Below are 20,329 nucleotides of genomic sequence, written 5' to 3' on the forward strand. Positions count from 1 at the left end.
TCCTCAAAAACTTATCAATAAAAATCTCACTAAGTGCTTTTTAAGTAATAACTTAATAATATTTAACTTAGTTTAATTTAAATTAACTTGTGAACAGAATTCAATAATAGTTTAATTAAATTAATAATTAAGCTAGCGATTTTATTATGTCTAAAGATAACCAACAAACTAAATCACCTATTAATGAGAACCAAATTAAAGAAATTATTAGTGGTGCAAGAAACGATATAAGGGATATAGAAGGTTATGTTCTAGGGCAGTTAAAAAATCAAATAATAGCAGATAAAAAACCTATAGATATCAATAGCGAAGATTTTAAAAAAGCTTTTAAAGGAACATTTGAAGCTGATCCTAATGAAACTTCTACCATAGAAATAGACGGGAAAAAAGAAGTGGTAAAAAATAACGTTATAAATGTTCCGGCCACAATACTTGCAATAACTGAAAAAATAAATGATTCCCAAGATAGAGGAGCTTCATCTGATAATTTTGTAGAACTTAAACAAGAAATGGAAAAGTTCTCCACTGAATTTCGAGAGGCTTTTACTTCTAATGAAAAAATAAATAATTTAATAAAAAATCGTTTTAAACAAGAGGTTATAAATGAAGCTGTACCTTTTAGTCAATTAATAGACGCTCGAGTCGCTCAAATGAATATGGGCGAAAAAAAGGACTTGGTTAACAATATATATAAAAATATAGAGATACCAGATAAGTTATATGAAGATATAGTTTTAAACGGAAATAATGGGCTTAAAAATCAGCTAGCAATTAATGTTATTGGACCAGAGATACAAAAAGCATTCGGTAATCCGCCAATTACTCTTAAAAATAGCTCTGATAAACCTTATGAAGTCACAACTTTAGATAGCTCCAAATTAACTCCCGAAAATATAGAAAATTTTACCAAAGCAGTAGATAATAAGCTTAAAGAGGTGAATGATAGATTAATAATTAATAAGAAAATATTTGAGGATTTAAAACAAACCAATCCTTCCATTAGTAATACTCAAACTAAGCAATTTGAAAATTTTTTATCCAAATTAGATACACAATCTTTAGAAAAAAATAAAGAAAGCATGGTTAGCTTATTTAATGGTGTAAATAAGAAAGCTGAACTTTCACCTTTAGAAAAAATTTATACAACAATTACCGGACAAAGCCAGGAAGAATATCAAGCTAAAAAGTAGAAAAGATCTTAACTATGGAATATCCTAACTATAAAGTTATAGATGATACCAAAAGCTATAAAAGCTCCCTTCAAACACCTACTCCGGTACAAATAAAGCAAGAACAAGAGCAAGCAAGACACAGACAAGGACAAGAGAAAGCAGAACACGTAAAACAAGCTTTAAATACCCCAACTAAGACACCGACTAAACCGCCTAGACCGGTCGGAAAGTATCAAAACCTAGTACAATCTACCAAGAAAAATGACTCCCAACAACATGGCAGATAATTTTCTTCAACCAATAAGATATAGCATATTCTCGATCGCTTAATACAAGAGAATTTTGCATGACTCGCCTATACTCATGTAGTTATCTAATGCTTTAGCAGGCTCGCATTTAAACTCACCTTGTCTTAACCTTTCTGAAATATGCTGTACCCCGCAAGAATGACTATAGTACCGGACAATTTTGTTCTATGTCATTCCCGCGAAGACGGGAATCCAGTAAAACACATAAAAAACTTGTTTTTTATGTGCTTATTTTGCCTAATATGTAACTTCTGTATCAATATTGAAGTTATTTTCTTAGATCCCGCTTTCGGGCGTTTTTACATGGCTCAGTTTTCCGTCATTGCGAGAAGAATTACGCAGTAATTCGACGAAGCAATCCAGTAAAAAATTCTGTAAATCAGAATTTTTTTATTATTTTTCTGGATTGCTGTGCACTCTTCGAGTGCTCGCAATGACGATTTTCGAGCCATGCAACAACGTCTCGCTTTTGCGTGGATGACATCGAATAAAAATTATCCGGTTACCTTACTGATATCTGGTTATATTTTATAATAATAAAATTTTATTTCGTTGTTTTTAAATGCATCTTTTTTATTCCTAAAACCCTTTTTCAAAGAGTTACAGGAAAAATTAATATTACCGGCTTGAGCCGTATCCGGTCCTTCATTTTTTATTTTCTCTATATCCTTACTACTTGGTACTACAACGGCAATATGCCCTGCTCTTTTTGGATTAGCATTTTTATACACGGATACAACAAAATATCCTTGATTAGCAAACTTTTGTGCTTGAATAAAACTATCATCACGATTTCCTGCTTTAACATAGTTCCATCCGTTTTTTATTCCGTCTGTTTCAAGCCACTCAGCTTGCTTATTTGATAAAGTAGGTATAAACTCTTTATCGCTTTCAGGATGAGGAAGTAGAGACTTATTTGGAAGACCCAAAGCTGCACTAGCAGCATACGCAAAACAACTACAATGAGTCAAACGCTTTAACTTAGGAGAATTATATTTTTCTGTTTCTTCTAATAAAGTTTCACCCGACTTACAATTTATTATATTACCTTTTTGCCATTTTTCTTCAACATTTAAAGAGTTAATTACCTCTAAATTTTTTTTAGCGATTTCCGATATATTGTCTGCTTGTGCAGTCAAATTAATACAAAATAAGTAAACTATAATTAATTTTATTTTATTCATTTTTTTCTCATGTTAATTTATAAACCTCTATATACAATATCTAATATAATAATTCAACTATTAATTGTATTTTTTTTATATTTTATTATTTAGAGAAATATAAGAACACTCTATGTTTCTTGACAAATGCTACGCTTTTATATATGCTTCTTCGTATGTTAGCAACAAGAAATAAGGCTTAGAAATTAAGTACTTCAAGCTTAGCACCCGTAGCTCAATTGGATAGAGTATATGACTACGGATCATAAGGTTAGGGGTTCGACTCCTCTCGGGTGCGCCATTCTTCATTTTTCGGTATTTCTACAAAAATATCAAACGGCGGACGCAGCATAAAGTCAAGCTTTTTGGGTTTTAATGTTAGGTTAGCAAATACTATTCAATAGCTTTATCTAATAATCCATCTTAAATAATTCTTTCTTACATATGATTTTCTTTGCCGAGGTGCAATTCCTGCCTGAAATATCTTATGACTCTAAGGGTGGTCCTGAATTTTCTACGGATATTGTTTCTACCTTTAGCGGTTATAAACAGCGTAACATTATACTTACAGATGGCACGAGCTAAATATGACATTAGTAGTGGCATTAACACCGAAGACTCATTCAGCTATATATTAGCCACAAGTTACTTTTTATTATTACCTAAAAATTCTTTAATTTCTCTAACCAACCTTTGAATATGAGATTTATTTAGTTTTTTGTATATTAAGAGTTAGCCAATAGATCATTATCAATTTTCGTGACAAGTTTGATTTACCAATGATTGATAAATTAAACACTTCTTAACTTTAGAATACTAATCTAAATTAGGTACTAGTTCATTTTAATCTAGACTAATAATATATTTATATATAATAATTTTACTACTTTTAGGCTTCGTGAACAAAACTTAAATTAATGGTAAAGAATATGAAAAATTCAGAAGACAGCTACTATTTAGAAGTAGGAAAAAAGGAGAAGAGTGTCTTAATATACTAAATCAGATAATCAATGATTCAAGCTGTAAGTTTTTATTAAAAATGGGTTTGAAGTCGGGAATGAAAATTTTAGAATTAGGATGCGGTACAGGGCAAATGGCTATTTGGCTAGCAAAACAAGTTATGCCTCAAGGCACGGTTATTGCGATAGATAACAGTACACAACAAATAGAAATAGCTCAAAAGTCCGCTCAAGAAGCAGGAGTAAATAATATAGAATTCCATGTAATTTCTGTAAAAAATATTGATTCTTTGGATTTAAATAATAAAATTGACCTAGTTTTTGCTAGATTTTTGTTCGCTCACTTAACTGAGCGTCAATCCGTACTAAATACCGTTAAAAACGTTCTCAAATTAGAAACGGGAATTATTGTGCTACAAGAGCCTATATCAAGCCAAAAATTTTGTTATCCTGAAAACCCGGCTTTAAATCAACTAACTGCTTTATCGCTTAAAGTTAATCAGTATTTTAATAAAGACTTTAATTTAGGCATGAAATTAGGAGAGCTTTATAAGAACGCAGGATTAAAAGTTTTAGATTGTCAATACCATGATTCTTTATCAAAAACAAAAAATGAAAAACTACAATTTTATCGCTCTCTTGAAGAAGCAGAATCAACGGTTTTAAAATATAATTTAGCTACTAAAGAAGAACTTAATATTATAAAAGAAGGGCTTAAAGCCCTTGCAGAAGATGATCATGTTATGGTAAGCGGTATGCCTAATATAATTATCGGTGGTATTAATGTAGAAATGATAGGCGACCAAAATATGACGGTTATTACGGACTTGGAGTAATAAAAAATTACAATCAACAATTTAAATTGTTGACTTATTTTAATTATTTCTATAGCTTACTTTTCCTAAGTGATAATTAAACTCTATCATTCATATATAAGCTAATTTTTAAGAGTTAAAACATGGAAAATAACGAAGAACAAATTTTAACCTCTGAGTCTTATATTGATGAAGAGGAAGAAAAGCGATTAAAAGCTCTGAATGCAAGGAAAGAACTTAAATTAATATTAATAACTCTTGGAATAGTTTTAACTAGTTTTTTAACTTTTACTTATTTCTTTTTAAATTACGTAGAAGAAAAAGCAGCAGAGTATAAATTACAACAAGAACAAGAAGCTAAAGCAACTAATAAAACAGAATGAAGTTGTTTAAATACAATATAACTAGAAGTTATTAATATATTTAAAGTTAAAAAACTATTTGTTATTGCAATTTTTTAATTTTTACTATAATCATAATCAACTATTATTAATATAAATAAAATAACTTTTATGAAAGATTTAAGCTCTTGGAAAGAAAAGTTTGAAATTTGCGTTTATGCTAAGAAACTATTAGACAAAATCGAATATTTAAACATTAAAGTAAAAAATCCTGTTGATATAGAGGAAGTTAAAAAAGGCATTTTCTATGCTCGTAAATATCACGGTTCACAAATGCGTCAATCCGGCGATCCTTACTATTCTCACCCGATTGAAGTGGCTATTATGCTTGCTGAGTTTGTAGCCGAAGAAGCTCCTAAGCTTTATACTTCTATTATGATAAATGCTGCTTTATTACATGATACAATCGAGGATACTGATTTAACTGAAGAAATGATAAACGAAATTTTTGATAAAGAGATAGCAAAACACGTAGAGGGTTTAACTAGAATCAAACCTTATGGAAAAATCAGTGCAGAAGAAAGCTTAAATTTACTAGTCAAACAAAAACAATATGATACCGCTCTTATAAAATTATTTGATCGAATCCATAATATACAAACATTAGGAGTTAAATCACCTGAGAAAGCAAAGAAGATTATTGAAGAGACTTTAATAAGCTTTACAACTTTCAGTGTACATCTAGAAATACCAAAAATTACACAGCATATAATTAATTTATGTTATCAAAATCTAGCAATTATTCCTCCTGTGGTTCAAGAACAAGATATTTTTTCTTTTTAGGAAAATTACCAATAGCCTGTTCTAAGTTTTGGAAATGGAATATTCCCCACATAAACCCTATAACTACAGGAATAGTGATAATTAGGATTCCCCAATTGCCAAAATACTTCATAAAATAAACAAGTCCAAATGAGGTAATAATAGATATAAAAGCTCGTGATAGAGCATACATAAAACTAGCATATGTAAAGCGCTTAAATACAGAAAAGTGTTTATAAAAAATAGCCATACCAGAAGAACAAGAAAGCGAAAATATAATAAGAATAATTTGAATAATCATTAAATCAGAAGACAAGCTTATGTTATTTAGTAAATATGGAAAAATTAAAATAGTAAAGGTAAATATCACTGTTTTAAATTTAATAAGAGTTAAAGGATATATATAATAACTGAGGTATGTCCAAATGATAGCTCCTAATACCTGAAAGATTGAAACAATAAGATTGTGATGAATTATCTGTTCTGAAGTAAAGTGAAAAGAATTTTTAAGTATAGTGGCACAATGAAAATAAATAATATAAAAACATACTGGCCATGCACATTGTATTAAAAATAATGCTAAAGAAGTTTTTTGGTTAACTTTTTCTTTCCATATAGGGTTATCTTCCAGCTTTTTAATGTCAACTTTTTCTGAAGCCGGTTCTAAGGATTTTTTTAATTGTCGTTTTGCATCAACAAATTCTGCTGTTTCTCTAAGGCGGGTTCTAGCAACAGCTCCGACAATTGCTATAATAGCTCCAATCCAAAAAGCAATACGCCAATTAAAACCTTGAGTGGTAGTGAAGCTTGCAATACCTAATGCAACAAACCCTCCCAAACTAGAAGAAATTGTAATCAATGCAACAGCAGGGTATTGTATAGGAGGTTTTGTTATTTCAGTAACATACAGTTCTGCTCCTATCATTTCTCCCATAGAGGACATACCTTGCACAATACGACATATAGTTACTACCCAAGCAGCACTAGCTCCTACTTGTGCATATGTAGGGAAAGTAGCCATAGCAACACAAGAAATAGACATCAAAGTAGTAGTTATAACTACTGTGCTTTTTCTACCTATATTATCACCTATCCATCCAAATATTAAGGCTCCGAATGGTCTTAATAAATATGTTGAGCAAAAAGCAACGGCTGTATAAAGTGCTGCAACATGTGCATCAGCCTTTGGATAAAATAATTCGTTTAAAAACACTGCCATATGTACATATAGCATAAGGTCAAAATATTCAAGAAATGTACCTATAGATAATAATCCTATAGCTTCTTTTTGTTCTCTATTTAAACTTGTTTGTGCTTTCTCGTAACCACGCATAAATATCTTTATAAAAAATTAAATTGTAAGGAAACTTATACTGTTTTATATAAAAGTCAATAGAAAATTTCACCTAATGCGATAAGTAAAGAAATGAAGTGCAACTTAACCTGCTTCATATACTAATGCGTTGATCGTACGTGAATATGGCATAACCTTACCGATAGTGGGAAACTAAAGCCTATTAAGAACCAAGTTAAATAAAATTTATATCCCAAATATTGTTTGAAGAAATAATTAATATATTCAATCAACGCTATTAAAATGACAATTATAACTAAGTTGACGAAATAATTTAATTTTGATTGAGGTAGTCCCAAATATTTATAAAATAACCCCCAAGAAATAGTAAAACCGAGTAATCCCCAAAATACCGTCCATACCCAAGCAAGACAATTCGCATCAATAATTTTAAGATAAGCTACCATCGGCACAGTTAATACCCATAAAAACGTTCCAAGCATAAAAGGATATTTTTGAACAATATCCTCTTTGGTTAAACTATATACAAAAGCAATAACCATTATTCCAATTGTTATAGATGCAATAATATCAACCGGATAATGATAGCCCTTATAAATCAGCGAAAATCCAATACCGGTTAAAATCACTACTATTATCATTCTTAATAAGAAATGTCTAATATTCGCAAAAAACCAACCGTAAAATACTACGCCACTGCTCATATGACCACTAGGGAAGGCAAAACCTTTAATGTTTAGAGCAGGATTTAAAGGTATTTCAAATGTATATTTTAGCAATATATTTAAAATTGTAGTGAAAAGTAATACACAAATAGCTCGTGCAAATAGTTGCCTCCTAAATATAGTAAATCCGAGTATTATGATAATTTCATAGATATACTCCTGACCAAATAATAAAAAAAATTTTGTTAAATATTGAAAAAAAAATATCCTTATTCATTGCTTTACTTAATTTTATTTATATATAATTGAAGTTAACAAAAATTATAAGCTATAGGTATGAAAAATATTTTCCGCAAATTTATATTCATAATTTTCTTATGTTTAATAAATTTACAAGTAATTGCTGCCAGTTTTAACGAAAAAATACCTTTATATTTTAAATTAACTAATGAAAATCTGTTAGCAGGTAAGAATTCGTTAAATATTGACCTTTGCGATGCTAGGATTAAAGAATGGTGTACAAAGCCACAAAGAGAGCTAGGGCTTAGCGGAAAAAGGATGAATGATTACATATCTATTTCACCTGATCTTAAAGGTGAATGGCGGTTTGGTTGGGGATATAATATAAATTTTACTCCGGAAAACAATTTTGCAGCTCATCAAACTTATAAGGTTACTATCGAAGATTATATATTTCCTCATTTTATCGGTTTTAAAAGTAACAATATAAGTTTTACAACTATGCCGTTACTTCCTATTATTAAAGAAATGAATTATCTACAGGATAATATCGATATTTCCAAAAAATTTGTTCAAACTAAAATAGCTTTTAACTACCCTATCGATCCTAAGACTCTAGAGGAAAGAATAGAGTTTATAAGAGCCTCAACTAAAGAAAAATTATCGTTTTCTATCAAATTTAACACAGATAACACGGAAGCTACGGTTATTACTAATATACCACCGCTGAAAGATAAAGAAGATACAGTTTCCATAATTATAAAAGACGGTGTTAAACCTCTATACGGCGGAGAGAATTTTGCTCAAAAAAATGTTGAAGTTCAAAAGACATCAAATAACCCAAGATATTCTTATAAAGAAAACGTATTAATTCCAAGCCTATCATCATATTTAAAAATCACTAATAGTACTGCTACAATTGTTAAAGACGACAAACTGAAACCTGAACAAATAATTATAATTACTACAAATACACCAGTGTCTAGCGAAGAGGTAAAAAAACATTTAGAGTTATTTTTATTACCGCAAGACAAACCGGCTTTCTTAGGAATTGCAGGCAAAAAAAACTACAAATGGCAAAGCCCTAAAGAAATAACCGATGATATCCTTAAATCGAGTGAAAAAATAAATTTTGAGTTTTTACCTTCCGTCCCAAGCATTACTACTATGCATAGTTTTAAAGTAGATACGCCCCCTACAAGAACTTTGCTTGTTAAAGTAAATAAAGGCGTTAAAACATCGGATAATTTAACACTAGGCTCAGATTACTCTCAAATAGTACAAATACCGGATAATACTAAAGAAGTTAAGCTAATGTCTGACGGCTCTATTCTTTCATTAGCCGGCGAGAAAAAGCTTCCCGTATATTCACTTGGTATAGATAAACTATATGTAGAAATCGATAAGATTAACCAGCAAGAAGTTAATCACTTAATCAGCCAAACAAATAGATATAATATTTTCCAAAACCCGACTTTCATAAATGAATATTCTTTTAATGAGTATAATATTTCTGAAGTATTTCAAGAGGAAGTAATAGTTAATTCACAAAATTTAAATTTACCTAATTACACCGATTTAGATTTTAGCAAATATTTTAATTTAGAAGACTCAGGTAACTATTCTAAGGGGTTATTTTTAGCAAAAGTTTATGCTAAAGATCAATCTGATAACATAATTTCTCAAGATAAAAGATTAATTTTAGTAACTGATCTTGGTTTTATAGTAAAAACCGATAAAAGCGGAACGCATCATATATTTGTTTCTTATATCAGTAACGGTAAAACGGCCGGCGGAGTTAAAGTAGATATCATAGGGCTTAACGGTGAGGTACTCGTCAGCAGCAAAACCGATAGCCAGGGGCATGCCGTTTTATCAAATATACGTGATTTTACAAAAGAAAAAACTCCAGTGGCTTACATATTAACGACAAATGATGATTTTTCGTTTATGCCCTATAGTAGAGTTGATAGGCAGGTTAATTATTCACGCTTTAACGTATCAGGAGCAGTCAGTTCTGATCAAGGGTTAAAAGCTTATTTATTTTCCGACCGTGCTATCTATAGACCAAGCGAGCAAGGTCACATAGGCATTATGCTTAAACAAACAGATTGGCAAGGAAAATTAGACGGCTTACCTTTAGAAATACAAATAACCAATCCTCGCGGGAAAGTAATAGATAAAAGTAAAATAACTCTAAATGCGGAAGGGTTTAGCGAATATTTATTCGCTACGCTTGATGATTCCTTAACCGGTTTATATAATATGAGCCTATATTTAATAGGCGATAAAGGCAGTAATAATTATCTTAATAGTTTATCGGTAAGAGTTGGTGATTTTCAGCCTGACCGCATGAAAATAAGCGTAAATTTCAATAATTTACAAGATGAACTATGGACGAATCCAAAAGACCTTAAAGCAAATGTTAATCTTATAAATCTTTATGGCACTCCTGCAGAAAATAGAAAAGTCAGCGGCTTTATTGATATTAGACCTACCGAGTTTTTTGTACCTAGCTTTAAAGACTATAAATTTTATAGCAGCAAAGGAAATAAAGAGTTTTTTAATGAGCGTTTAGGAGAGATTACTACCGACTCTACAGGTACGGCAAACTTTGACCTTAACCTTGAGAAATATTATAACGCTACTTTTAATCTAACATTTTCAGCGGAAGGATTTGAGCCTGATTCAGGAAGAAGCGTAAATGCAAGCAAATCGCTTATAGTTTCACCTCTGCCTTATATTATAGGGTTTAGAAGCGATAGTGATTTAAAATATATTAAGAAGAAAACGGCTTCAGCAATAGAATTCATAGCCATATCAAATAAAGCAGAAAAAGTAGCTGCACCTGATTTAACGCTTAACTTAAAAAAGATTAATTACGTAAATAACTTAGTAGCAGATAGTAGCGGTAGTTATTCTTATAAGTCGGTACCTATTGAGACTAATATATCTTCGGACAAGGTTAATATTACGGCTATAGAAAGTTATATTTATAAAGTGCCTACTAAAGAAGCAGGCGATTACGTTATTTACTTAACCGATAAAGAAGATACAATCTTTGCCCAAGCTGAATTTTCGGTAATAGGTGAAGGAAATGTTACAGCTAATTTAACAGACAAAGCTAACTTAAAAGTTAAGCTTGATAAAGACGATTATAAAGCCGGCGATACTATTCTTTTAAATGTTATAACTCCTTATACAGGTTATGGGTTAATTACTATCGAAACAGATAAAGTACATAATTTTGAATGGTTTAAAACTGACGAAAATAATAGTATTCAAGAAATAAAAATACCTGATGGCTTTGAAGGTAAAGGATATGTCAATATACAATTTATAAGAGACATAGAAGCGACGGAAATCTTTATGTCACCGTTTAGTTATGCGGTTGTGCCGTTTACTGCGGGCATTTATAAACATAAACAAGATATTGAGTTAACGCTTCCTGCAAAAATCAAATCAGGTGAAAAATTAACAATTAATTATCGCACTGCAAACCCTGGTAAAATCATAATATTTGCTGTTGATGAAGGGATATTATCATTTGCAGGTTATCAAACTCCCGATCCACTTAATTACTTCATTAATGATAAAGCCTTAGAAGTCCGAACATCACAAATCATGGATTTAATATTACCTGAGCGTCCTTTATTAATGAAGGCTTATATGGCAGCACCTCCAGGTGACGGTTTTATAAATGTCGCTCGAAATCTTAATCCGTTTAAAAGAAAAACTCAGCCTCCAGTAGCATTTTGGTCAGGAATTTTAGAAGCAGATCAAGACGTGCGAGAAATCACATTTGATATTCCAAGCTATTTTAACGGCACTTTAAGAGTCATAGGGGTAGCCTCAAGCCTTAACGCTATAGGAACTTCTAAAGCTGATTTATTAGTCCAATCCGATCTTATTATCAATCCAAATTTACCTTTATTTGTAGCTCCAAGTGATGAGTTTACAGTACCGGTAACAATCTTAAATAATCTAAAAGATTCAGGAAATGCTCAAGTTTTCGTAAACATCGAAACAAGCGAAGGGCTTAAAATATTAGACTACCCTACCGAAATACAGATAGATGAAGGCAAAGAAGCTACTATTAATGTTAAATTAATAGCGACTGATAAACTCGGTTCGGCAGATTTAAAGGTTGTGGCTTCTATAAATCATTTAAAGCCGGGTATAATATCTATGGCAGTAGTGCATAGCTCAGAATTAACTAGTACTACGAGCGTTCGCCCTGCTATTCCGAGCGTCACAACAGTTGATACGGGCTTTATTACAGGCAATAAAGCTAACTTAAAAATCTTGCGAGATTTATATCCGCAGTTTGCTAAACTGCAAATTTCCGCTTCTAAATCGCCGCTTGCTATTATTTCCGGTTTTAAAGATTTCCTAGATAATTATCCTTATGGCTGCACTGAGCAATTAGTAAGTCAAAATTTTGCTAATGTTTTATTATATAATGAACAAGAGCTAGTTCAGATTCTTAAAACCGACCGTAAAAAAATGGATGAATCTTTGTCGAAAATATTTCAAACTTTATCGGAACGTCAAAATTATGACGGTGGATTTAGATATTGGAATAACTTTAACGACGATTCTGATCCTTTTATTTCAGTCTACACTGTGCATTTCTTAAGCGAGGGAGCAACTAGATATTTAGCCGTTCCAAGCGATATTTTTAATCAAGGTATTTACTACTTAGAGAATATGGCGAATAGATCAATAAACTCCTTAGACGAAGCAAGAGAAAAGGCATATGCGGTTTATATCCTGACGAAAAATAGCGTTATTACTACAAGCTATATTGCAAATATTTTAAAATATTTAGACGAGTACCATAAAAATACGTGGCAGGATGATTTAACTAGCGTTTATTTAGCAGCTAGCTATAAAATGCTCCAAATGAATGAAGAGGCAGATAAATTATTAGATAAATTTACTCTAAATAAACCGATATCGAAAACAGACTATCAATATTATAATCCTCTAATAAAATATAGTCAGTATTTATACTTAATTTCTACACATTTCCCTGAAAGATTAAAAAACTTTGATCAGAAAATTGTACAGGATATCGCTCTTTTTGCTAAAGACAACTATAATAGCCTGTCGGCAAGTTACGCAATTATGGCAAGCCTTGCCTATGCTGATAAGATAAATAATGTAGATGAGGCTACCTCTACAGATAAAGAAGCTACTTTAAAAGGAGATAAAGTGATGATTGCTGAGCTGTCAGTAGAAAATAAGGATATCGACTTAACATCCTCAAGTAACGGCTTTTTCTATCAGCTTCTAACTTCAGGTTATGACAAAGTTTTAAAAGAAAATAAAGAAATCATTAAAGGCGTAGAAATAACCAAAAAATATCTTGATGAGGATAATAAAGAAGTCAGCAAAGCAAAATTAGGTGATAATATTACGGTAGAAATCACTATGCGATCAGGTAGTAATAAACTTCTTAGCAATATGGTGATACTTGACTTATTACCGGCAGGTTTTGAGCTTTTACCGGATAACAATAACGTAAATATATTAGAACGCACGCAAGAAGTAATGATATGGAAACCGATATATGTAAATAATCGTGACGATAGAGTCATGATTTTCGGTACTATTTCTGATCAAAAAATGACCTATCAATATAAAATCAAAGTGGTTAATAAAGGCATATTCTCTACTCCTGCCATTTATAGCGAAGCTATGTATGACCCCGGGACTTATTACCGCGGTGTTATAGGCAGTATTATTGTGGAGTAGAATAGTATAATATGCCTAATGCAACCGAACTATATGAAGACGGGTTAACATATGAGGAAGCAGGCTATTATATTAATGCTCTGTTACAATATGTTAATGCGTTAGCTTTTGATAAGAAATTAACTGTAGTTTATAATAAAATAGGTAAGATATTATATAATAATTATAATAAATATTTAGAAGCATTGCATTGTTTTACAGCAATAAAAAATTTACCTGAAATGGAAAAATGTTTTCAAAAATTAGACGAAATTTATCCTAATAGTGCTTATATTGAAGATATTAAAGGAGATTGTTACGCTACAAGCGATCTCATACTAAAAGCACAAGAATGTTATTATGAAGCTTTAAAAATAACTGAAGATACTGAGTTTAAATTCGGTATATATTATAAAGTGACGAATTTATCAGAACAACACTATAATGAATTCGATATTAATTATATATATAATGCTGTTTATGAATTGTATAAAATTGATCTTTCTTATGAGTTAGATTACTTTTAGAATCTCAAACATAGTCTAAATTCTCCTTTAAAAATGTTTATAATCAGCGTATTTCAGAAAACTTTAGACCAAAACAAATTTAAAGACAAACCTGCACAGCATATAAAAATACGCAAGCTATGGAGTAATTAATAAATTAATTTCTTGTTTTACCGCTTTAGCATATTTTTGAAGACTTAAAAAATTTGGGAGATGATGTCCGCTTTCCATTCTTGCTATTTGAGCCTGAGAGGTAGACATTTTTTTAGCAACATCAGCTTGAGTCATATGTGATGCAAGACGTGCTTTTATTAAAGCCTTTGCTATCTCAAATTCTATTTTTTTTCTTCATAAGCTTTCGCTACTTCAGAGTTCAATAATAACTCTTTTTTAAATTCATCAAAGTTTTTCATTAAAATCTTCCTTCAATCTAGTTTTAGCTATTAAAATAGCAGTTTTAGGAGTTTTTTCCGTTTTTTTGATAAAGCTATGCAATATTACTATTTGCTTGTCTTTAGCTAAATAATATATTGATCGTGCTATATTATCTTTACCGCGTAATCTTAGCTCCCAAATTTACCCTCTATATTTTTTGTATGCGGCATCCCTACGTTATATGGACTAAACTCAATCAGCAATTCACATACGTATAAAAAATCAGCTTGCAGATTATAACTAAGTTTTTTCACCTCTTTTTCTGCAGTTTTATTTATAAATGTTATAGTCCATTTTTTCATATAGGTAATATATCATATGTGATATATTACTCAATAGCTTTTTATTAAAATTAAAAGTTTTTACTCTTGAGTCCTAAAACACTTTCAGCTTCTCTATAGTTTTTGGATCTTTTGCGAGTTCTAAAAATATTTCCCGCTCATAGGTAAGTAATTCTTCTTCATTTGTTTCAGAATGTTTATCAATAATATTTTGGAATTTGCTAAGTACTTTATTTTGTAGATCATTATATTTTGATGTATCTATTTCATTTGCTAAAATTACTTTAGGCAAAGTAATTTTATGCGGGATCGGCACTATTTTTTTAGCTAGATTTAGTTCTAAAGCTTCTTCTAAAATGTAATTCTTGTTCATATTTATTTGCATATTCTCTACATCATAATCTGCTTTAAAATAATCGGCTGAACTTGATTTATTCTGCTCTAAAATATTTCTGATATTTCTAATTAGTTTAGTTTTATCACCATTACTTCGAGCGAACATTTCAGTAACACCGCCCCACCCAGGTATTAAACCAACACCAAGCTCTACGAGTCCAGCACTCAGTTCCTGATTTGCTGTAATAAAGCTTGAGTGCAATAGCAGCTCACACCCTCCTCCAAGTGCTACCCCTTTGGCACAACTAACAATATGAACTCCCGAATATTTTAAGTGCAACATAGTTTGTTGCCCTAGCTTCAATAAATTTTCTAGATCATGAAAATTGCCTTCTTCAATATAGGAAAGAAGAAGCTTTAAATCTGCACCAGCAGAAAAATTATTTCCTTGCGAATAAATATAAAGATTTTTACCATCATTTTCAGCTTTACTTGCTGCTTCTTGAAGTAAGTAAAACACGTTATGATTTAAACAATTCATCTTGGTAGTAATAACGAAAATGAAATTTTCATGATAATTTATTAGCTTTGCAGAATCGTTTTCTAATACTATCTGACTTTCTTTTAAAATATCTTTATGAGCATTAAATTTTTGTTTATCGATTTTTTGATATTCTTTATTGGCTAAATACGGTGGGAGTGATATATACATTAAACTGGCATTTTTAATTACTAAGTCCCAACCATCTTTAGCCGCTATAGTCAATAATTCAAAAGGACCGTATTTCCAGCTATAACCAAGTTTCATAGCAGCATCTATATCATAAATATTATCGGTTACAGATGGTACTAAGCTTGCTAAATAAATATAAAATTCCGTGATAATCTCACTAAAAAACTTGCCATAAACTGAATCACTTACAAGAAGCTCATCAAGATTGTTAAATTCAACATCTATTTTTTGAACAGGGCTATATGATAAATCACTTATATTGATAACTTCTTTAATTTTTTTACCGTTTGATACTGACATGCGATAAAATCCACCGTCACCTTTACGCCCGATTAATTTCTGCTCAATCATCTTATCAAGAACAGGTGTATTTATATATATTTTATGATACGCATCATTTGAAGGAAGAGAAGCAAGCAGTGAGCTAGATATTAGTTTCATTACATCATGCCCGATCAGATCATATAAACCGAAAATTCCAGTACTCGGTAGTCCAAGACATGAGGTAATTATTTTATCTATGGTAACAAAATCAAGCTGCTCTTTTATAGCTTTTCTTACAACTAATTCAAGTAAAAAACATCCTACTCTATTCGCTATAAAGCCCGGAGTGTCATTACATTTTACTATGGTCTTACCAAGCGTTTCGCTTAAGAACCCTGATACTCTTTCTATGGCTTCAGGCTTTACTGTAGGGTCAATAATTAACTCCAGCAGCTCCATATATCTGGGAGGATTGAAGAAATGCGTAATAACGAATCTAGATTTGATATTATCCGGCAAATTCTCTTTAAGTCTTTTAAGCGGTAATGTAGAGGTATTAGAAGCAATAATTGCATCTTCTTTAAGATAAGGAATAATTTTATTATATAATTGATGTTTTATTTCCAGCTTCTCAACAATAACTTCAATAACTAAATCACATTCTTTAATTAAATCTAAATCATGCTCTAAATTACCGATAGTAATGAAATTTTCTTTATCAGAAAAAGATAAAGGAGGAGGTTTTTGTTTATGCAAATTTTCTTTAGCGGTTTTGACGATTTTATTAGGATCATCAGAATCTTTAGCTGCAATATCCAACAATACAACTTTGTTAGACGAATTAGCAATTAAAGCAGCAATCCCTGACCCCATAACTCCTGAGCCGATAACACAAACTTTTTTTATTTCATTTTGCATAAGTTACTTCACTCCTGATGGTTTTATTTAATCGTCATAAGCTAAGCGAACGTAGGCGTTTCGTCATTGCGAGGAGCCTCGACGTGGCAATCTCAGGATACTTAACGAGATTGCCGCGTCGCTTCGCTCCTCGCAATGACGTTCTAAGTCATCGCAACACTCATCACATATACCGACAACGCCTCCGCTTGTCGTAAAATTTTAGCACATTCATTTATTGAAACTCCTGTAGTAATAACATCATCTATTAATAAAATTCTTTTATCTACAATATTATATTTTGTGTTAAATTTGATACTACCGCTTATATTATTCTTTCGTTGTCTTCTTGATAAAAAGGTCTGAGACTTTGTCCATTTTGCTTTAATTAAAATATCAGCCTTTAAAGCTTTATTTGTAATTTTTGCAATATCCATAGCTAAAATATGAGCGGGGTTATACATTCGCAGTAACCTTTTAAACCTATTCATCGGTACAGATATGATTAGATCAGTATCGTTTATATCTTCATGATATCTGTTATATAAAAGCTTAGCAAAAGTTTTAGCAAATATTGTTTTATCTTGATATTTAAACTGATGAACTATTTTTTTACTATATTCATTAAATTTAAATAAGCTACGAGCCAAATCATAATTAGGCTTGCTGCTATAACAACGTCCACAAATGCAGTTATCTAAGACTTTTATACTAAATCTTTGTCCACATATACTACAATAAGGTCTTGCTATAAACTCTAACTTCTTCCAACAATCACTACAAAATTCACCGTTACTATTTAATATTTCTGAGCATCCTAAACATCTCTGCGGCAAGATATAATCTATTACACTATTATAAACCTTAACTAACAACTAAACTCCTCTTGAAGATTCTTGTTTCTTAGATGCACTTCTTCCTGTTGGTAGTGGCGATATATTATTACTGCGAGAAGTAACCTTACCGTGCGTTAAACTTTCCTGCATATCATGCACTTGTTCTTGTACTTTACTTTGAACAGGGCTAGGAGAATTTTGCTTTTTTAAAACCTCTGTATCTTGAACTTTCTCATCTTTCTTAGAATGCAGAGCTTTTAAATCACTAAACTGTGAGTCGGCAACATATCCCGCCCACTCTTTTACTCCTGAAACCAATTTTTGGGCTCTAGTTTTTTCCGCTGGTACTTCAAATTCCTGTCTTGCTTCTACTTCTTTTTGCTTTGTTGCAAATGCTGCTTCAAGCTGAATTTGATTTAATTTATCAATATTAGGAGTTTTTTCTAAAAATTCTTCTAATGTTGCAGTATTTATTTTTTGTTGACGCTCTCTAGTTCAGGTAACTTTTTTGGATCAGTATAATCCGGTGCAAAAGCTTTTAACTCATTTATTTGGTTTATTGCATCTTTTTTTTGCTCCATCCGAACAAGTTTATTATCTGTTTCACCTAAAAAATTAGCAACCATGGTAGCACCTGCTGCAACCCACCCGACAGGATGGGCGACAGCCGCAGCTCCAGCTAATGTAGAAACAAATCCGGACACACTATCTCGGCACACTTTCGTAAATTCTTTAAAATAAGTATTAGTAAAAGGCTTTTCAGGCGGTTCTTCAGACGGCTTTCTATACATTTCACTGCCCTTGTGAAATAAAAACTTCTCTAAGTCAGGAGAACTTTTACCTGTAATTTCTTGAGCCTTATTTTCTAATAATTTACGCTGCGTTTGTTTAGACTCTTTTATGTTTTCTAATGATTTTTTTTCAGCATTCCGAAGTTTTTCACCCCTTACTTCTAATGTTTCTTTTCCGACATTATATGCAGTAGCAGCTAGCGATACACCAGCAATAGCAAGAACTACAGGAATACTTACAACAGGAAAGGCTAATGAAACTGCGATACCGGCAAGTTTTATTCCTAATGCTACCGGTCTAGTACCCATAGTTTTATAGGTTTTTTGTATCGCTTTTGATATAGTTGCTCCTCCCGGAATGGGTTTAAGCAATTTATCTAATCCTCTATCAATTATGTTAGGAGGAGCTACCCCTTTTTCTTTAATTACCCCGCCAGCAGATAAGTTATCAAGTGGAGCAGCTAGCTTAGGTATGTTTTCCACAGCTTTTATAGGGTTGCTGAATGCTGAAGCTATTACCATACCTGCTGCAGCAAGAACTCTTGCTATTCGACCGGCTTTTAGCCCCTTGTCATCCTTTAATACTCTTCGAGTATCTTGAGACTCCTGCTTAGATTTTTTAGGAGGTTCAAGCGTTTCAGATTTTTGAGATATATCTGGCTGATTAGCATTACTCTCATTGGCATTTCTTATTCCTTCTTCAGGAGTATTAATAGATGATTTATTACTTAAATTTTCTTTACTAATACATATCTCATAAAATTACGTTCTATGTTATTCCACATTCTATGTCATTCCCGCAAAAGCAGGAATCCATCTTTTAAAAAATATAACAAACAATGCTTTTATCGATTCTTAATTACTGGATTCCCGCTTTTAGCTAGGAATGACATCGGAATATACTCCGAGTAAATGAAGAGTCGGTAGACGAAGGTCAATTTCAAAAAGAGCAAGGGGTTCACAAGGCGAGGAGCGGAGCGTATACTTAATACGTGAGCACCGTAGATCTTGTAGAATGACGTAGCCAATTTTTGAAATTCACCGAGTATACTCACCTCTTCCCCATCGCATAGCTAGTAATCAAGTTTTTAATAGGTTTAAGATTATTTATTGCTTTAAATCCTATTTGCCTTATACATCTTAAATTTTTTGAATAATGTGAAAAAATATTATTTAACTCATCCGTCAGCTTATACATAATAAAATTATCATCTTGCCTTAGCTTTTGATATTCTTGTAATGTACCATTATTACTAACAATTATACTCAAAGTCTCTATATCCTTTATGCCCTGATTAAGTCCCTGCCCCGCCAGTGGATGTACTGTGTGAGCAGTATCGGCAATAAGCGCCATTTTATTATGAAAATATCTATTTGCCATACGAGCTTTTAACGGGAAGCTACTCATTTCGCTATCAATCGTAATTTTACCTAATGAATTACCGGCATTTCTTTGAGTTAAAAATCTGACTTCTTCTATAGGTAAGTCTAGAATTAAGGATGCTTGGCTAGCGGAAGTTGACCATATTACGGAAGAGCTATTTTGATCTTTCAAAGGCAATAAAGCAAAAGGACCAAGCGGCAGGAAATGCTCCATAGCACAATTTTCATGCGGCTTTTCATGCTTAATATTAAATGTAAGAGCGGTTTGATAAGGTTTTTCTATTTCATTAGCAAAATAATGAGACCTCACTTTTGAATTTGCTCCGTC

At 31.7% G+C, this 20,329-nt stretch carries 19 protein-coding genes and 1 tRNA gene; 9 read left to right on the top strand and 11 right to left on the bottom strand.

The genetic code is table 11. The features are described from left to right. Positions 1-146: 146 nt before the first annotated feature. Both AC1Z7D_RS01435 and AC1Z7D_RS01440 read left to right on the top strand, forming a co-directional pair. A complete protein-coding gene (locus tag AC1Z7D_RS01435) occupies positions 147-1,190 on the top strand; it encodes a hypothetical protein (RefSeq protein WP_482601401.1) in 1,044 nt (347 codons plus the stop codon). A 14-nt stretch (positions 1,191-1,204) separates the two neighbouring features. Then, a complete protein-coding gene (locus AC1Z7D_RS01440; RefSeq protein WP_482601402.1) occupies positions 1,205-1,459 on the top strand; it encodes a hypothetical protein in 255 nt (84 codons plus the stop codon). A gap of 542 nt (positions 1,460-2,001) precedes the next feature. On the opposite strand, the gene AC1Z7D_RS01445 is transcribed toward AC1Z7D_RS01440, so the two are convergent. After that, positions 2,002-2,664, bottom strand: a complete 663-nt coding sequence (locus tag AC1Z7D_RS01445; protein WP_482601403.1) for a hypothetical protein — start codon at positions 2,662-2,664, stop codon at positions 2,002-2,004. A gap of 203 nt (positions 2,665-2,867) precedes the next feature. Here AC1Z7D_RS01445 and AC1Z7D_RS01450 point away from each other — a divergent pair. The 5 genes from AC1Z7D_RS01450 (at position 2,868) to AC1Z7D_RS01470 (ending at position 5,601) form a co-directional block, all read left to right on the top strand. Continuing rightward, positions 2,868-2,944, top strand: a tRNA-Arg gene (locus AC1Z7D_RS01450). 143 nt (positions 2,945-3,087) lie between these two features. Continuing rightward, a complete protein-coding gene (locus AC1Z7D_RS01455; RefSeq protein ID WP_482601404.1) occupies positions 3,088-3,228 on the top strand; it encodes a DUF2460 domain-containing protein in 141 nt (46 codons plus the stop codon). Positions 3,229-3,556: 328 nt separating this feature from the next. Then, on the top strand, positions 3,557-4,438 hold the full coding sequence (locus tag AC1Z7D_RS01460) for a class I SAM-dependent methyltransferase (protein ID WP_482601418.1): 882 nt from the start codon (positions 3,557-3,559) through the stop codon (positions 4,436-4,438). Positions 4,439-4,560: 122 nt separating this feature from the next. Further along, positions 4,561-4,800, top strand: a complete 240-nt coding sequence (locus AC1Z7D_RS01465) for an RP671a family tick cell line-upregulated protein (protein WP_482601405.1) — start codon at positions 4,561-4,563, stop codon at positions 4,798-4,800. A 129-nt stretch (positions 4,801-4,929) separates the two neighbouring features. After that, the gene (locus AC1Z7D_RS01470; protein ID WP_482601406.1) at positions 4,930-5,601 is read left to right on the top strand and encodes an HD domain-containing protein; all 672 of its coding nucleotides are present in this window, start codon (positions 4,930-4,932) and stop codon (positions 5,599-5,601) included. On the opposite strand, the gene AC1Z7D_RS01475 is transcribed toward AC1Z7D_RS01470, so the two are convergent. Both AC1Z7D_RS01475 and AC1Z7D_RS01480 read right to left on the bottom strand, forming a co-directional pair. Further along, positions 5,558-6,913, bottom strand: coding sequence for an MFS transporter (locus AC1Z7D_RS01475; protein ID WP_482601407.1), 1,356 nt, complete (start codon positions 6,911-6,913; stop codon positions 5,558-5,560). The two genes, AC1Z7D_RS01470 and AC1Z7D_RS01475, sit on opposite strands and share 44 nt — an antisense overlap. 122 nt (positions 6,914-7,035) lie before the next feature. Then, complete coding sequence (locus AC1Z7D_RS01480) at positions 7,036-7,674, bottom strand: phosphatase PAP2 family protein (protein ID WP_482601408.1); 639 nt, start codon at positions 7,672-7,674, stop codon at positions 7,036-7,038. Between the two features lie 222 nt (positions 7,675-7,896). Between AC1Z7D_RS01480 and AC1Z7D_RS01485 the strand changes: the two genes are divergently transcribed. Further along, positions 7,897-13,560, top strand: a complete 5,664-nt coding sequence (locus AC1Z7D_RS01485) for an alpha-2-macroglobulin family protein (RefSeq protein WP_482601409.1) — start codon at positions 7,897-7,899, stop codon at positions 13,558-13,560. Between the two features lie 11 nt (positions 13,561-13,571). Beyond that, positions 13,572-14,066 (top strand): hypothetical protein, encoded by a 495-nt coding sequence (locus AC1Z7D_RS01490; protein WP_482601410.1) that lies wholly within the window; start codon positions 13,572-13,574, stop codon positions 14,064-14,066. Between the two features lie 117 nt (positions 14,067-14,183). Here the strand turns inward: AC1Z7D_RS01490 and AC1Z7D_RS01495 are convergent, their stop codons facing one another. From AC1Z7D_RS01495 to AC1Z7D_RS01530, 8 genes are all read right to left on the bottom strand, one after another. Beyond that, positions 14,184-14,333 carry a helix-turn-helix domain-containing protein gene (locus AC1Z7D_RS01495; RefSeq protein WP_482601411.1) on the bottom strand — a complete coding sequence of 50 codons (150 nt, stop codon included), beginning with the start codon at positions 14,331-14,333 and terminating at the stop codon, positions 14,184-14,186. A 111-nt stretch (positions 14,334-14,444) separates the two neighbouring features. Next, a complete protein-coding gene (locus AC1Z7D_RS01500; RefSeq protein WP_482601419.1) occupies positions 14,445-14,621 on the bottom strand; it encodes a type II toxin-antitoxin system RelE/ParE family toxin in 177 nt (58 codons plus the stop codon). Continuing rightward, a complete protein-coding gene (locus tag AC1Z7D_RS01505; protein WP_482601412.1) occupies positions 14,609-14,782 on the bottom strand; it encodes a hypothetical protein in 174 nt (57 codons plus the stop codon). Before AC1Z7D_RS01505 ends, AC1Z7D_RS01500 begins: the two co-directional genes overlap by 13 nt. 73 nt (positions 14,783-14,855) lie before the next feature. Next, a complete protein-coding gene (locus AC1Z7D_RS01510; RefSeq protein WP_482601413.1) occupies positions 14,856-17,012 on the bottom strand; it encodes a 3-hydroxyacyl-CoA dehydrogenase/enoyl-CoA hydratase family protein in 2,157 nt (718 codons plus the stop codon). Between the two features lie 143 nt (positions 17,013-17,155). Next, positions 17,156-17,866: a double zinc ribbon domain-containing protein gene (locus tag AC1Z7D_RS01515; RefSeq protein ID WP_482601414.1), complete on the bottom strand. Its 711-nt coding sequence runs from the start codon at positions 17,864-17,866 to the stop codon at positions 17,156-17,158. Next, a complete protein-coding gene (locus AC1Z7D_RS01520; RefSeq protein ID WP_482601415.1) occupies positions 17,867-18,145 on the bottom strand; it encodes a hypothetical protein in 279 nt (92 codons plus the stop codon). 152 nt (positions 18,146-18,297) lie between these two features. Beyond that, positions 18,298-19,140 (bottom strand): hypothetical protein, encoded by an 843-nt coding sequence (locus AC1Z7D_RS01525; RefSeq protein ID WP_482601416.1) that lies wholly within the window; start codon positions 19,138-19,140, stop codon positions 18,298-18,300. A 529-nt stretch (positions 19,141-19,669) separates the two neighbouring features. Continuing rightward, a partial coding sequence (locus AC1Z7D_RS01530) for an FAD-dependent monooxygenase (protein WP_482601417.1) occupies positions 19,670-20,329 on the bottom strand: 660 nt, incomplete at its 5' end.

The sequence above is a fragment of the Rickettsia sp. genome (genome assembly GCF_965035265.1).

What these genes read in the sequence shown, in the direction of transcription:
- AC1Z7D_RS01435 (WP_482601401.1), top strand. Translation starts at nt 147, where the DNA reads ATGTCTAAAGATAACCAACAAACTAAATCACCTATTAATGAGAACCAA.
- AC1Z7D_RS01440 (WP_482601402.1), top strand. Translation starts at nt 1,205, where the DNA reads ATGGAATATCCTAACTATAAAGTTATAGATGATACCAAAAGCTATAAA.
- AC1Z7D_RS01445 (WP_482601403.1), bottom strand. Translation starts at nt 2,664, where the DNA reads ATGAATAAAATAAAATTAATTATAGTTTACTTATTTTGTATTAATTTG.
- AC1Z7D_RS01455 (WP_482601404.1), top strand. Translation starts at nt 3,088, where the DNA reads ATGATTTTCTTTGCCGAGGTGCAATTCCTGCCTGAAATATCTTATGAC.
- AC1Z7D_RS01465 (WP_482601405.1), top strand. Translation starts at nt 4,561, where the DNA reads ATGGAAAATAACGAAGAACAAATTTTAACCTCTGAGTCTTATATTGAT.
- AC1Z7D_RS01470 (WP_482601406.1), top strand. Translation starts at nt 4,930, where the DNA reads ATGAAAGATTTAAGCTCTTGGAAAGAAAAGTTTGAAATTTGCGTTTAT.
- AC1Z7D_RS01475 (WP_482601407.1), bottom strand. Translation starts at nt 6,913, where the DNA reads ATGCGTGGTTACGAGAAAGCACAAACAAGTTTAAATAGAGAACAAAAA.
- AC1Z7D_RS01485 (WP_482601409.1), top strand. Translation starts at nt 7,897, where the DNA reads ATGAAAAATATTTTCCGCAAATTTATATTCATAATTTTCTTATGTTTA.
- AC1Z7D_RS01490 (WP_482601410.1), top strand. Translation starts at nt 13,572, where the DNA reads ATGCCTAATGCAACCGAACTATATGAAGACGGGTTAACATATGAGGAA.
- AC1Z7D_RS01495 (WP_482601411.1), bottom strand. Translation starts at nt 14,333, where the DNA reads ATGACTCAAGCTGATGTTGCTAAAAAAATGTCTACCTCTCAGGCTCAA.
- AC1Z7D_RS01505 (WP_482601412.1), bottom strand. Translation starts at nt 14,782, where the DNA reads ATGAAAAAATGGACTATAACATTTATAAATAAAACTGCAGAAAAAGAG.
- AC1Z7D_RS01510 (WP_482601413.1), bottom strand. Translation starts at nt 17,012, where the DNA reads ATGCAAAATGAAATAAAAAAAGTTTGTGTTATCGGCTCAGGAGTTATG.
- AC1Z7D_RS01525 (WP_482601416.1), bottom strand. Translation starts at nt 19,140, where the DNA reads ATGGTAATAGCTTCAGCATTCAGCAACCCTATAAAAGCTGTGGAAAAC.